The sequence below is a fragment of the Aeromonas sp. Lyrl_2 genome (genome assembly GCF_051948815.1).
In the GTDB taxonomy this organism is placed as follows: Bacteria; Pseudomonadota; Gammaproteobacteria; order Enterobacterales; family Aeromonadaceae; genus Aeromonas; species Aeromonas veronii.
This window is the reverse complement of sequence record NZ_JAYJLJ010000005.1, coordinates 120,292-134,617: the sequence shown is the minus strand read 5'-3', so window position 1 is coordinate 134,617 and position 14,326 is coordinate 120,292. Positions and strand designations below refer to the sequence as shown.

The 14,326-nt window shown below is 59.8% G+C and carries 11 protein-coding genes; 3 read left to right on the top strand and 8 right to left on the bottom strand.

Features of this window, described 5'->3' with window-relative positions:
- Positions 1 to 82 precede the first annotated feature (82 nt).
- Positions 83 to 1,288: a c-type cytochrome gene (locus tag VF684_RS06140; RefSeq protein ID WP_376898623.1), complete on the bottom strand. Its 1,206-nt coding sequence runs from the start codon at positions 1,286 to 1,288 to the stop codon at positions 83 to 85.
- Positions 1,285 to 3,210: an NAD(P)-binding protein gene (locus tag VF684_RS06135; protein ID WP_236272112.1), complete on the bottom strand. Its 1,926-nt coding sequence runs from the start codon at positions 3,208 to 3,210 to the stop codon at positions 1,285 to 1,287. The genes VF684_RS06140 and VF684_RS06135 overlap by 4 nt, the downstream gene beginning before the upstream one ends.
- 367 nt (positions 3,211 to 3,577) lie before the next feature.
- Here VF684_RS06135 and VF684_RS06130 point away from each other — a divergent pair, with 367 nt between their 5' ends.
- Positions 3,578 to 3,952: a DUF805 domain-containing protein gene (locus tag VF684_RS06130; protein WP_005337730.1), complete on the top strand. Its 375-nt coding sequence runs from the start codon at positions 3,578 to 3,580 to the stop codon at positions 3,950 to 3,952.
- An 82-nt stretch (positions 3,953 to 4,034) separates the two neighbouring features.
- Here the strand turns inward: VF684_RS06130 and VF684_RS06125 are convergent, their stop codons facing one another.
- The 4 genes from VF684_RS06125 to manA all read right to left on the bottom strand — a co-directional run bounded on the left by VF684_RS06125 (position 4,035) and on the right by manA (position 10,019).
- Positions 4,035 to 5,138, bottom strand: coding sequence for a YdcF family protein (locus VF684_RS06125; protein ID WP_058058856.1), 1,104 nt, complete (start codon positions 5,136 to 5,138; stop codon positions 4,035 to 4,037).
- A gap of 299 nt (positions 5,139 to 5,437) precedes the next feature.
- Positions 5,438 to 6,190, bottom strand: a complete 753-nt coding sequence (locus tag VF684_RS06120) for a DNA/RNA non-specific endonuclease (RefSeq protein ID WP_005353183.1) — start codon at positions 6,188 to 6,190, stop codon at positions 5,438 to 5,440.
- 233 nt (positions 6,191 to 6,423) lie between these two features.
- Positions 6,424 to 8,316, bottom strand: a complete 1,893-nt coding sequence (locus tag VF684_RS06115; RefSeq protein WP_376898620.1) for a PTS fructose transporter subunit EIIC — start codon at positions 8,314 to 8,316, stop codon at positions 6,424 to 6,426.
- Positions 8,317 to 8,819: 503 nt separating this feature from the next.
- On the bottom strand, positions 8,820 to 10,019 hold the full coding sequence (manA, locus tag VF684_RS06110) for a mannose-6-phosphate isomerase, class I (RefSeq protein ID WP_376898618.1): 1,200 nt from the start codon (positions 10,017 to 10,019) through the stop codon (positions 8,820 to 8,822).
- Positions 10,020 to 10,148: 129 nt separating this feature from the next.
- On the opposite strand from manA, the gene VF684_RS06105 reads away from it, so the two are divergent.
- The gene (locus VF684_RS06105; protein ID WP_162516068.1) at positions 10,149 to 11,024 is read left to right on the top strand and encodes a helix-turn-helix transcriptional regulator; all 876 of its coding nucleotides are present in this window, start codon (positions 10,149 to 10,151) and stop codon (positions 11,022 to 11,024) included.
- Positions 11,025 to 11,180: 156 nt separating this feature from the next.
- Positions 11,181 to 12,434, top strand: a complete 1,254-nt coding sequence (gene icd / locus VF684_RS06100; RefSeq protein WP_005347179.1) for an NADP-dependent isocitrate dehydrogenase — start codon at positions 11,181 to 11,183, stop codon at positions 12,432 to 12,434.
- A gap of 72 nt (positions 12,435 to 12,506) precedes the next feature.
- On the opposite strand, the gene VF684_RS06095 is transcribed toward icd, so the two are convergent.
- Positions 12,507 to 12,683, bottom strand: a complete 177-nt coding sequence (locus VF684_RS06095; RefSeq protein WP_005337712.1) for a hypothetical protein — start codon at positions 12,681 to 12,683, stop codon at positions 12,507 to 12,509.
- A 308-nt stretch (positions 12,684 to 12,991) separates the two neighbouring features.
- Positions 12,992 to 14,323, bottom strand: a complete 1,332-nt coding sequence (locus VF684_RS06090; protein ID WP_376898616.1) for a D-serine ammonia-lyase — start codon at positions 14,321 to 14,323, stop codon at positions 12,992 to 12,994.
- Positions 14,324 to 14,326 lie beyond the last annotated feature (3 nt).

The following is a 14,326-nucleotide window of genomic DNA, read 5'->3' as shown; positions in this document are numbered from 1 at the left end:
GAACCTGGTTCATCAATAGCAAACGGGCCTCCAGTGGAGGCCCGTTTTTTATGGCACTTGGCCAAGAGAGAGCTGACAGCCCTTACTCCTTGCCGTGCAGCTCGCGCTGGGCCTTGACCGCTGCCGCCTTGACGGCGGTGCCTTCATTGCCCCAGGAGGCGCGCAGGGTGTTGACCAGCTCGGCGAGCCGCTCATCATCCATGGTCCAGCCATAGCCCGGCATGTGGTAACCCAGATGGCCGTGGGTGACCGGTGTTTCGGCGCCGTGCAGCAGCACGTTGATCAGGCTCGACGGATCGCTCGCCAGCACGGTGCGGTTGTTGACCAGCGAGGGGATGACGTGGTCATTCCCCTGGCCGTTGACCCCGTGACAGGTGGAGCAGTACATGGCGTAGTCCGCCTTGCCGCTGGCACTGGCATAGGCACGGGCCCCTTTCTCCGCCACCGGTTCATCTTTCAGATCGGTCAGATAGGTGGCGATGCTGGCCAGATCGGCGTCGCTGAAATACTGGCTGCTGTGAGTGATCACTTCCCCCATGGGGCCTGCGACCGCTTCATGCTGGCTGCGGCCGGTTTTCAGCAGATCGATCAGCGCCTGCTTGCTGTAACGGCTGCCGCGAATATCGGGGGCATACCAGCCATCGAGCGCCGCCCCGCTCAGGTAGACGGGATCCGCCTCGGTCAGCGCTTTCTCCTGCATGCCAAACCCGCGCGGAGTGTGGCAGCTGCCGCAGTGACCGGCGCCCTGCACCAGATAGGCGCCACGGTTCCACTCTTCGCTTTTGCCTGCGACCGGGGTGAAGCGGCTGTCATCGTGGTAGATCCAGTTCCAGCCCATCAGCGGCCAGCGCATGTTGAGCGGCCAAGGGATGTCGCTCTCCTTGTTGGCGATGGCCAGCGGTTGCACCTCCTTCATCAGGTAGTGATAGAGATCTTCGAGATCTTTATCGCTCATCTTGGCGTAGGCGGTGTAGGGCATGGCCGGATAGAGGCGATGCCCATCGCGGGCCACCCCTTCGCGCATCACCTTGATGAACTCCGGCAGGCTGTAGTTGCCGATACCGTGGGTCTTGTCGGGGGTAATGTTGGTGGCAAATACGGTGCCGATGGGGGTCGGGAACCCTTTGCCGCCCGCCAGCGGCTTGCTGGTTTCGCTGGTGTGACAGGCAGCGCAATCGCCCAGCTTGGCCACGTATTCCCCCGCAGACATGGCGGGGGCTGCGTTGGCGGCAAGGGCGGGCAGGGCCAGCAGCAGGGCGCTGGCGGTCAGTGACAGGGCGCGGCTCATTGGGCACCTCCCTTGCTCATGGCAACCAGCTCGTTGACGGCGCGCCACGCTTCGTCGATGGCGGCGTGGGCGTAGGGGCTCCAGCCTGCATCCGAGTTGGCGATGGTGATGTTGCCGATCGGTTGGCGACCCAGTTCAATCCATTTTTCGCACTGCGCTTCGTCATCAAACAGGGTGTTGGTGACATAGGAGTAGCCGTGAGACCAGCGGTTGACCGTGATGGCGAGGATGTCCTGCTCATGGTTGAAACCGGCGCTGCCGAGCATCCCCTGCAGCTGTTCGCGGATCATCTGTTCATGCTGCTCGAACGGCATGCCGAGGATCATGGCGCGCCCCTTGCGGGACTGTTCGCGGGCCGACAGACCGCTGCCCGGCAGGGTCGGCACATAGACCATGTGCAGGCACATCGGCTGATCCGGGCTCTTGGGATGCTCGTAGCCACCCATGCTGACCGGATAGTCGAGCTTGACCCGGCTGTAGGGTGCGGCGGGGGAGTAGACCTCGTGCACCCCCAGCTTGACGAAGGCTTGCCAGTTCTTGATCACCACCTTGGTGTAGACCAGCGGCGCCTTGGCATTTTGGCGCAGCGCCTCCTTCTGGGGCTCCGGCATCTCGGGCACCATGTAGGGGATCATCATGTTGTAGCCAGCCATGATCGACTGCTTGGCCCGCACCCGGTGCAGTTTCCCCTCCTTGATGTAGGTGACATCCACCACCAGCTTGCCGTCGGCGAGGCGCACGTTTTTGGCCTGCAACGCCGTGCTGCCAAGGCGCAGTTGCACCTTGTGCTCCGGCAGGTCGAGCTTGCCGTAGTCAAACTTGGCCAGCACCACATCCTGCATGGTGTGACCCGGCGCCACCTGCGGAATGAGCTTGCGCACCATCAGGCGGGTGAGACCGGCGTTGCCATCGGGGAAGTGGAAGATGTAGGGATCGTCCAGCTCCGCCTGCTCCTCGGCATCCAGCGGCGTCAGATTGAGGCCGTCGAAACCCGGCAATGCGCAGAGGCGCGCATCGGCGCAGGCGGTGGCGTCGATGCCGACCGCCTGGAAGTCGTTGGTGCGCTGCTGGAAGTAAGTGATCGCCCGCTCGCTCAGGCCCACTTTATCGCGCAGGAAGGTGGTGTAGCTGTTGCGGGTTACCCACTCATCCTGCTGCTCGCGGGTCATGCCGCTCAGGTAGTCGATCTTTGATTCGTGCAGGGCCAACAGGGCGGCCTTGTCGGCATCATCGAGGGGGAAGTCACCGATAAACTCTGCCAGTGGCCGGCCGTTCAGGCGATCGCGCGGGATATCGTCCGCCACGTTGTGGCCCGGATCGCCGTTCACTATCTTGTTGACGCCAAAGTGCTTCTCGTCGAAATAGACGCCGCGGCTTAGCCCCAGATCCGGATAGAAGGTCTGCTGGAAACCGGCAGCCAGCTCGTCGATGTTGACCTCCAGCGCCTTGAGCAGACCGAGCGCCACCGGGCTGTAGACCGAACGCGGTGATTGCAGGGACTCACTGCCGCCGTAACCCAGACGCAGGCCATCGGGGGTAGTGAACTCGTTGCGCTTGGCGTGGCCGCCGAAGTCGTCGTGGTTGTCGAGCAGCAGGATCTTTTTATCCGCGCCGAGCAGTTGTTGATAGAAGCAGGCGGCGGCCAGACCGCTGATCCCGGCGCCGACGATCACCAGATCGTACTCTCCCTCTAGGGGAATATTGGCAAAATCATACTGCTTGCCGTCACGGGCGATGCTGTGGGCCGGTTCGAAAGAGCCCGGGTGGTTGCCGCGCAGGCCGGTGAGGGCGGGCGGGTAGGCTAGGGTTTTATCCGCCAGCGCGCTGCCGCCTTCGGCAGCCTTGAGCAGATTGATGGGGGCTACGCCTGCCGCAATGGTGATGGCAACGCCGTTGAGAAAATCTCTGCGTGTAATACTCATGGCTATCCCTGTGTTAGGAGAAGTAATGAATAAGTGGATTCATTATGGGGGGGAGACACAGACCCTGTTCAGGATTGGGCGCCGAATCTACCGCTATCCTCACGCTGAGTCCATACGATTGCTAATGGATTATTAAGCACCATTTTCCTGCTTGTGACGAGAGTGATGCGCTGATGGGGGGGATTTGCCCTGTCGCAGGGCAAATTATCTTCCGGCTCGGTCGGTCAATGATTGCCGCAGCTGATTAGTTTGGGAGACGTTCGGGCATCATTGTCGACTCGGGGGGATGATCGCGCTAAGCTCTTAACTACTTGTTTTATCGACTCTCTTTTTTATTCATAGGCATAAAGGCCACTCAGGAGGCGCAATGAACTGGTACATCTCGGTCCTCAAGCAATATGCGGTATTCAGCGGGCGGGCCCGTCGCACCGAATACTGGATGTTCGTGCTGTGCAACGTCATCGTCATGCTGCTGCTCGGCATGGTGGACAAGCTGATCGGCGGCGACAATGAGCTGATCAGCTCCATCTATTCGCTGGCGGTGCTGCTGCCATCGCTGGCGGTGGCGGCCCGTCGTCTGCACGATACCGACCGCAGCGCTTGGTGGCTGCTGCTCGGGCTTATCCCCATTATCGGCACCCTGGTGCTTATCTACTTTATGGTTTGCAACGGTCAGCAGGGGCCAAACCGCTTCGGTGACGATCCCAAAGCGGCCCCCTCGCAGGGCTTTATCGTCAGCTAACGGGCGCGGCTTGGCCAATCATCGGTCAATAAAAAGAGAGGGAGGCATCACGCCTCCCTCTCTTTTTCGTGTTGATGGCCGATCAACGCTCAATCAGCGGGGCGGAGCGGTAGCTCCACATGCCGTAGGTGCGCAGGGCGTCGCGGTAGATGCCGAGCAGCTCGCTCTCGCTCGGGGTGGCCAGCTCCTCGAGGGGTTTGTCGGGGTAGCTGACGCTCGCCACCTTGATGTTGGCCGGACCAATCTGGTCGCAGGCGATTTCCAGCACCGTCTGGCCGCGGCGTACATGGCTGGCGGAGCTTACCAGCACCGCATAGTCAATCTGGTGGCGGGCGAGGGCATAGGCGCTGTAGAGGGCGTTGTCCACCGTGCTGGTGGCGTAGTTCTCTTCAATCAGGCGGCTGCGGTCGATGCCGTGGTTGGCCAGCCAGTCAGCCATCAGCTTGCCCTCGGTCTGGCGGTTCTGGGGCACGCCGCCGGTCAGGATGAGCAGCGCTTCCGGGTCGGCTTTGGCCAGATCAAGGGTGGTTTGCAGACGGCCCAGCAGGATCTTGTCCATGCTGCCGTCGGGATTGAGGGCGTAGCCCAGGGTGACGATGGCGCGTTTGCCCTCCCTGCTGGCCTTGACCTGATCCTCGGTCAGTTCGGTCTGCAGCGGGGCGGCGGTGATCCGCTGCACCCGGGCGATGATCTCCTCCAGATCGGCGGCGCGGCCGCCGTTGCGATCCGCCACTTTCGCCAGATAGCTGCGGGAAGCCTCCTTGTTACCCTTTACCAGCTGCCAGATGGCGAGATAGCTGTTGATGTCGAGATCATCGGGGGCGACGGCTTGCGCCTGCTCCAGCAAGGTGATGGCGCGGCTCAGGTTGCCGTTGTAGATCTGGGCGTTGGCCGCCGAGATGAGCAGGTCGGTGCGGTAGGGTTCAAGCTGGTAGGCGGCCAGCAGCCGCTCGGTCACCAGCTCCATATTGCTCGGCATCTTGGCGGTAAAACCGGCGTGGGAGATTTTGGCTGGCGACTTGTAGATTTGCAGCGCTTCGCCGAGCAACATGTCCACCGCCTGGCGTTTGCTGACCAGGGTATTGAGGTCGTGCTCCATTTGCATCGAGCTCTCGGCCGCTTGCAGGGCGAGGGGCGAGAGCGCCAGCAGGCCGCCGAGGGTGAGGGCAAGAAGGGTCTGTTTCATCAAAAGGTCCTCTGTCGGGCTGAATCGCGCCGTGGGCTCCGGTTTGCGGGCCGATGCGACGAGGCAAATGTGCGTCAATTCAGTCTGTTAGTGCCAAAGAGAGGGCAATATAGCAGCTAACGGCGTGGCAAACTGTGAGTCGGGGCGGGTCGTCGGGTGATGCCACACCAGTGGCCGCAAAAATGGCCGCAACGGGTCAGCTGCCATCTGAAAGGGACAGGGGGAGCGTGACTCCCCCTCCCTCTGTTGCGATGCAAGACAGATGGGGTGTCAATCCATCTGTTGGCGAGTGTTCGCGGTCAGTTCCACATCGGGGAGACGCGAGCTTCCAGCGTCTCTTGCTGCTCTTCGGGCATATCGCTGAAGAAGTTGAGTTGGGTCTGCTCCTCCACCTCACGTACCGAGACCCGGTAGTCGGCGATCTGGCTGATGGGCACCTCTTCCTGCGGCATGATAAAGGCGATGGCCTGCAGTCTGGCCGGGTCCATCACGATCTTGTAGTAGGCGCTCGGGATCGCCACACCCTGACCAATGGACTCTTCAGAGCCGGTAAAGATGGGGCCGGTGATCACCTGCACATCCTTGCGGGAAACCGCCCACTTGTTCACCTTGTCCTCCAGCACGCGCCACGCCTTCTGGTTGAGCACCCCGATCTGAGGTGTCATGTTGCTCAGCAGGAAGCTCTCTTTCATGGTGTTCTTGTTCGATTTCATGTCCCCCGCTGGGGCCTGATGGCCACGGTCGTAGCCCGAGCCCTTGTAGTCGGAGAGGGTGGCGCGGTAGGCAACCGGGATCTCCCTGTCCTCGGCGAAGGCATCCTTGCGGGGCACTGTGCCCTGTGCGCTCTGGGCGGTCATTCGGTAGGAGACCCAGTCCGCCACCTTGTAGTCGTAGTTGTAGCCGACGGCATACCCTTCACGGCAGAGCTTCTGATCCGATTCGGAGGGCAGACCAAAGCGCACGTGCTCACCGCACTCCCAATGGGCGGCCAGCAAGGGGGTGGCAGTGAGGGTGAGGGTAACAGCCAGAACCAATTTATTGATTTTTATCATTTTTGTGATGCTCCAGTTTAGTAGGCGGAGCCATTTGACATGAGATCTGACCAGCGCTTCAATTGCTGTTTTTTTACACGTCACCGTTCTGTGACGGCTCGCCAAGATCCGTGATGTGACTGGTTAATATGTTTTAAATCAGTGGCTTGGTCGGTGGGATGATGTGCGGTTGCTCGGCAGACAACGAAAAGGGGCCCGCGATGGGCCCCTGGTGCTGGTTGGTCTGACTGCTATCAGGCGGCGTTTGCCTTGTTGCCCAGCGTGCGGGCCAGCAGTGCTTCCGGATTGTGGATCGCCTCCTTGGTCTTCACGTCGATGACCTCGATATCGGTGAAGCGCTCGCGGTTCTTGATAGCCACGTCGTGGGCGAAGATGACGCAGCGGGCGTTGGCGACATCCTTGGCGGTAATGCGGTTGATGATGCCGTTGGCGCCCTGGGTCTCGACCTTGATCTTGATCCCCTGCTGGGCAGCGGCCTTCTGCAGGCTCTTGGCGGCGAGGAAGGTGTGGGCCACGCCAGACGGGCAGGCAGTGATGGCCAGTACGTCTGCTTCCCCTTCCGCTTCAATGACTTCGAAGCTGGTTTGGGTGGTAGTGACGTCATCTTCTTCGCTCACTGGCTTTTTCAGCAGGTTGACGATGATGGCAGTGGTCAGGGCGCCGAGGATGGTACCCAGGATGTAGCCCATCTTGCCTTCAACAACCGGCAGGACAATCCAGCCACCCCAGGGGGCGTGGTTGATACTGTGCATCATGAAGCCGGTGATGTTGCCGACGATGCCGCCTGCGACGATGGCCGGGATAACACGCATGGGGTCAGCAGCGGCAAACGGGATGGCACCTTCACTGATACCGATCATGCCCATGATGGCGGCCGCTTTGCCGGATTCACGCTCCTCTTTCTTGTAACGCTTCGGAGACATAAAGGTCGCCAGTGCCATACCGAGCGGCGGCACACAGATGGCGATGCCGACACCGCCCATCAGCCAGGGCTGGGTGTTGACCTGAGTCTGGGCAAACAGGGTAGCAACCTTGTTGACCGGGCCGCCCATATCGAAGGCGGTCATACCACCCAGAATGGCACCTAGCATCACTTTACCTGAGCCCGCCATGCTGGAGAGCCAGTGGTTCATCCCTTCCATCATGGCGGCGATCGGGGCACCGATCCCCCACATCACGATGCCACACACCAGGAAGGTACCGATCAGCGGATAGATGAAGATCGAACCAAGGGAGGTCATTGAGTCAGGCAGCTTGATCCGTTTGAGCTGATTGACCACGAAACCTGCGATAAAGCCCACCAGAATGGCGCCGAGGAAACCGGTTTGATAGTGCTGAACGGCAATCCAGGAGCCGATCATGCCCGGGGCCAGGCCCGGCTTGTCAGCCAGCGAGTAGGCGATGTAGCCACCCAGTACGGCAGTAAACAGAGTCAGACCGGCGATACCCATGGTGGCCATGTCTTTGAGGAAGCCCGCTTCCGGCACGGCGCCCTTGCCGCTCATCATCACTGACAGGGAGAGCAGCACACCGCCCGCCACGATGAAGGGGATCATGTGGGAAGTACCAAACAGCAGGTGCTGCTTCATGGTATTGAGGCGATCCTTGAAGGTGCGATCGGTGGGTTCAACCGGAGCAGTGGCAGCCGATTTGGCGGCTGCCGCCGGTTTTTCCATTTTCGGGCCTTGCTTGAGCAGGGTCAGGGCTTGCTCGACAGTGGTGGCCGCCTTCATCTGCTCGATAAAACCGGGTTCCAGCAGACGGGTAGAGAGCTCCGCCAGCACTTCGATGTGGTGGTTGGCGCCGCCATCCGGGGAGGCAATCATGAAGATCAGCTGGGTCGGTTTGCCATCTTCGGCGCCGTACTCGATACCTTGGCGGCTGACACCGATGGCAATGGCCGGACGACTGACCGCCTTGCTCTTGGCGTGGGGCAGGGCGACACCCTGCTCGAAGCCGGTGCAGTCCAGCTGTTCGCGGGCCCAGATATCCTTGACGAATTGCTGTTGATCAGACACGGCGCCATCGCGAGCCAGCATCTGTGCCATCTCGTCGAACAGGGCCTCCTTGCTGGTGGCCTTCAACTCCAGGCAGATGAGTCTGCCGTTGGTCATGGTGGGTAACATATTACTCTCCTGGCTCCGTTGCCGAGCCGCATGATGGGGGGAACAATTGACCTGGATATTGTTCTCCCGTTGGCGCGGTGCCGAAATCGGACAAATGTGCCGTTTACTGGATTTTTGTGCTGGCAAGAATGAGCTGTGACTCTCATCTCGTTTTGGTGTGATGATTAAACTCTATGTGAACATGAATTTAATCATTTAATATCAATCGCTTATTTTGGTTTTGTTCGTGCAAAATCTTATCTGAGTGTCCAAGTCGATGATGAGTTTTCTGTGATGGAATGGATATTTGTGTGATTTGTTATGGGTCAATAGTGTGAGCTGGTTGGCAAATAGCAGGCGCCTCAAGTGATTTTATTGTCATTAATTGGGAGGGAGATAACTCTGAGAGTCTGGTCAACCGTGTTGTGAAGCGATGAAAGGGGATGGATGGGGATAAAAAACAAGGGCCATCATTGATGGCCCTTGCGCATGTTCGGGTGGGGGCATCGCCCGGGATGTGCTCGTTAGCAGCGGTTGCCGGCGCGGGCGACCCGCCCTTCGGCCAGCAGCTGGTAGCTGCCGGTGGTGGCCGGGATAAAGGCGGACTTGCCCTTCTCGAGACGCAGCGTCTCATCGCCGCGCTTGAGGAGCACGGTTGCATCGATGGCAAACAGGATCTCGGCGCTGGCGGTGGTGAGCTGGTGCTCGCCTGCCGGGTAGATGCTGAAAGTGAAGTCAGGTACCGGCACGTCGAAGTGCTGTACCGCACCATCACAGCGGGGGGACAGCAGGATCTGGTCGTCCGGCTTGGGCAAGCAGCGGGTGCAATCCAAAAGCTCTGCCACATCGATGTATTTGGGGGTGAGGCCGGCGCGCAGCACGTTGTCGGAGTTGGCCATGATCTCGAGACCCGTGCCGCGCACATAGGCGTGCGGGGTACAGGCATCGAGGAACATCGCCTGACCGGGTTGGAGGGTCACCACGTTGAGCAACAGCGGCGAGAAGAGGCCCACATCTTCCGGGTACTGGGCCGCCAGACTGGTGATGAGGGCAAACGTCTCCTCATCCTGATGGGCGGCGGCATAGGTTAGCAGCCCTGCCAGCGCCTCCTCCTTGCGCGCCCCTTCCAGTACCAGCAGCTGGTGGAAGAAGTGCTGCAGGCCCGCTTCATTCTGGCTGGCGGCAAGGGCTGCGGTCAGATCGGTGATGGCCGCCAGATTGACCCGCTCGAACAGTGCCAGAATGGCGGGAATGGCGCGAAAGCCGTTCATCGCCTGATAGGGGGTGAGGGCAAACACCAGCTCGGGCTTGTGGTTCGGGTCCTTGTAGTTGCGATTGCTCGCCTTGATATCGATGCCTGTGGCCTCCTCTTTGGCAAAGCCCGCTTCGGCCTGAGCCTTGCTCGGGTGCACCTGAATGGAGAGAGCCTTCTCGGCACACAACACCTTGAACAGGAACGGCAGGCTGCCAAAACGGGCGAAGGTGGCCTCACCCAGCGCGGCGGCCGGAGCCTTGTCGATCACCGAAGAGAGCTTTTGCACACTGCCCGCCAGCGTCACCTCGGAGCAGCCGTTGGGGTGGGCGCCCATCCAGAGCTCGGCCTGGGGTTTGCCTTGTGGGTTGGGAATGCCAAACAGGGTGGTGAGGGAGTCATGACTGCCCCAGTCATAGCCTTGAATCGGGTTTTGCATCAACAGAAAGGAGGGCAGATCGCTACTGCTCATAAGGGACGCCTCGTCTAGTTTGAAGAAAATCGGGTGCAGAAAAGGGTGGCATTACTGCTGTGGACCGGACTATAACATGGGCGGTCGTGCGTGCCGCAACCGCTTGCCTCTCTCTTGATCAGGATCACCATGTCTCTCATCTTCAGCCAACTGCTCGACGGAGCCCTGAGCGAACAGGTTCCATTTGACCAAATCTGGTTTGCCAGTGAACAGGGGGTGCCTCCCAGTTTCAGCTATCAGGTCAACTTTCCCCGCCTCGAGCTGGTCTTTAGTGGCGAGTATCTCAACCAAATTTGGGACAAGGAGGAGGGGGTCAGAGAGATCAGCGTATTGCCGGGGCAGGCGCTCTACATTCCCCCCAACGGCTGGAACAAGCCGCTTTGGACCACCGACTGCTCGGTGCTGAGCCTGCTGTTTGGTAAACGCCAGCTGGGGTTCAGTCTGGTGAGCAAGCGCCGTGAAGATCCCGATTTCTTCGATGTGCAAAAGCACAGCATCATGGCGCGGGCGGGCCATGTGATCGAACACATTTTGGCGGCGCTGAACGTACTGACCGAGGATCCTGGTCGCTCCCCCACCGATGATCACCTGCTGCAGGCCCTGCTGGCGAGTGCCCGTCAGCTGTTGCTGGAGTCCGCCACGGATCGGCCACGGGGGGCAGAGCTCTTTCACGGGATCTGCATCTATATCCAGGAGAACTTTCACCGTCCCATCACCCGTGACTCCATTGCCCACCGCTTCAACGTTTCAGCCAGCCATCTCTCCCACCTGTTCCGCGAGCAGGGTCATATGCGCCTTGCCGATTACATCAGCTGGGTGCGGATCGATCGGGCCAAATTCATGCTGAAAAAGTACCGCTTTCGTCTTGAAGAGGTGGCCAGTCGCTGCGGTTACAGTGACGTGAACTACTTCTGCCGGGTGTTCAAACAGAAGACCGGCTTGACCCCTTCCCAGTATCGTTCCCTGAGTCAGCCGCAGGCGGTGGCCAGCGAGCTGGAGGGATAACGGGGCTGGGTCGGGAAGGCGTGGTGACGGCGCACTGGCGGGTGGCTACCTCTTTGGTCTGACATGCTTTCTTGTCGTTTTATTATGAAAATGAATGGGCTAAGATGGCCGCGCGCAACAAACAAGTTGATAACAAACGGAAGTTAGGAGATGCCGATGGAAAGCAAAGTAGTAATCCCGACCCAGGGTCAGAAAATCACAGTCGATGCCAACGGCAAGCTGCAGGTTCCCAACCATCCGATCATTCCGTTTATTGAAGGGGATGGCATCGGTGTTGACGTAACCCCGGCCATGTTGAATGTGGTGAATGCTGCGGTCGAGAAAGCCTACAAGGGCGAGCGCAAGATCGCCTGGATGGAGATCTATACCGGCGAGAAATCGACTCATGTCTATGGCGAAGGTGCCTGGCTGCCGGCCGAAACCCTGGATTTCATTCGTGAATATTGCGTGGCCATCAAGGGCCCGCTGACTACTCCGGTCGGTGGCGGTATTCGCTCCCTCAACGTGGCCCTGCGTCAGGAGCTGGATCTCTACATCTGCCTGCGCCCGGTGCGTTACTACGACGGCACCCCGAGCCCGGTGAAACGTCCTGATCTGACCGACATGGTGATCTTCCGCGAAAACGCTGAAGACATCTACGCCGGTATCGAGTGGAAGGCCGACAGTGCCGAAGCGAACAAGGTGATCGCCTTCCTGCAAAACGAGATGGGCGTGAAGAAAATTCGCTTCCCCGAGTCCTGCGGGATCGGCATCAAGCCGATGTCCAAAGCCGGTACCGAGCGTCTGGTGCGTGCCGCCATCGAGTACGCCATCGACAACGATCGCGACTCCGTGACCCTGGTGCACAAGGGCAACATCATGAAGTTCACCGAAGGTGCCTTCAAGGATTGGGGCTATGCTCTGGCTCAGAACGAGTACGGTGCCCAGCTGATCGACGGCGGCCCCTGGTGCTCCTTCAAGAACCCGAAAACCGGCAAGACCATCGTCATCAAGGATGTCATCGCCGATGCCTTCTTGCAGCAGATCCTGCTGCGTCCGGCCGAGTATGATGTCATCGCCTGTATGAACCTCAACGGCGACTACATCTCCGACGCGCTGGCCGCTCAGGTAGGCGGTATCGGTATCGCGCCGGGTGCCAACATCGGTGACGGCGTGGCCCTGTTCGAAGCGACCCACGGTACTGCGCCGAAGTATGCCGGTCAGGACAAGGTCAACCCGGGCTCCCTGATCCTCTCCGCCGAGATGATGCTGCGCCACATGGGCTGGGTCGAAGCGGCCGATCTCATCATCAAGGGGATGGAAGCGGCGATCCGCAACAAGACCGTCACCTATGACTTCGAGCGTCTGATGGAAGGGGCCACCCTGCGCTCCTGCTCCCAGTTTGCTCAGGACATGATCGACCAGATGTAATCTGCTGCTTGCCAGAAACGCAAAACCGGCGCCATGTGCGCCGGTTTTTTTATCGCGAAAGAGTGAAGGGGCTTATTGCGCCTGCTCTACGTGTTGCTGATAGCGTTGCTGCCATTTGCTGGTTTCTGCTTCATCACCCTGGGCCTTCCAGAAGGCGCAGATGGTGTTGGCAAGTTCCGAAGCCATCGCATGATCTCCGTCACGTCGACTCATCAGATAATCTCCCAGCCAGCTTTGATATTGTTTCATTACCCGATCTCCTTATCTCATGTGCCCTTGAGGGTGCCCACCTTGACGGGAGCCTGTCGGCTCATCCTGGGGAGAACATCATCAGGCATGATGGTGCAAAGTCACGACCCGGGCAGAGAGCCCGATGGGCCATCTGGCGGCGAACGTGACGCGAGATGTCAAAAAATGAGCGCCATTTTAGCACAAACTGACCAACTTGGGGAAATTGTCGCCATGGATTGCGACAGAACTGCCCCATCCCCTTGTTCCCAAAACAGAAAACCCGCCGTGATGGCGGGTTGATTTGCAGATAAAAGTGGCAAAAAAGCCTAGATCTTGGCGCTGGCCAGGTACTTTGCCATCTCTTCGGCGGGCACCATGCCACCGCCGGTGGCCCACACAAGATGGGTTGCCTGTGCCATGGTTGCGGCATCGCAACCGCGCCCGGTGAGCCACTCGGGATTGGCTGCCACCCGCCACGGGCCAGCCATACCAGCCAGAGCGGAGGGCTCGAGTGTGATCTGCTCATCGCGCGCCAGCAGTCCGAGCAGGTCATACATCTCCTGATCGTTCAGGGTGTAGAAGCCATCGAGCAGTCGTTCCATGGTGCGGCCGACGAAGCCGGAGGCGCGACCTACAGCGAGGCCGTCGGCTGCGGTGAGGTTATCGATGCCCAGATCCTGCACCGCAATGGCATCATGCAATCCGGTGTGGACCCCCAGCAACATGCAGGGGGAGTGAGTGGGCTCGGCGAAGAAGCAGTGGACGTTGTCTCCGAACGCGAGCTTGAGACCAAAGGCCACGCCGCCCGGGCCGCCACCCACGCCGCAGGGGAGGTAGACGAACAGCGGGTGGTCGGCATCCACCTTGATGCCCATCTGGTCGAACTGCGCTTTCACCCGCTCGCCCGCAACCGAGTAGCCGAGGAACAGGGTGCGGGAGTTCTCGTCGTCGATAAAGAAGCAGTTGGGATCGCGCTCGGCCTCTTTGCGCCCCTGTTCCACCGCCACCCCGTAATCCTCGGCATATTCGACCACGATGACACCGTGCTCGCGCAGCTTGCGCTTCTTCCACTCCCGCGCATCGGCTGACATGTGGACGGTAACGGTAAAGCCCAGCTTGGCGCTCATGATGCCGATGGACATGCCAAGGTTGCCAGTGGACCCCACTGCGATGCTGTACTGGCTGAAGAACTGGCGAAACTCGTCGCTGAACAGTTTGCGGTAGTCATCCTCTTCGCAGAGCAGTCCCGCCTTGATCGCCAACTGTTCGGCGTGAGTCAGCACCTCGTAGATACCGCCTCGCGCCTTGATGGAGCCGGAGATGGGCAGGTGACTATCTTTTTTCAGCAGCAGTCGACCGGTGACCTCAACCCCGTAGCGCTGGTTGAGCGTAGCCTGCATCGCCGGAATAGCGGCGATCTCGGACTCCAGAATACCGTTGCTGGCGCGGGTCTCGGGGAAGGCTTCGCACATGTAGGGGGCGAAGCGGGCCAGCCGAGCGGAAGCGTCCGCCACATTGTTGTTATTGAGCCCCACATAGGGCAGACCGGCAGCCAGAGTGGTGGTGTTGGGGTTGAACCAGGTGACTGGCTCAAGCGCGATCAGGGATTGCACCAGTGGAAATTGCGCTGTGAGCTGTTGGACGTCGATGTTTTTCATAGT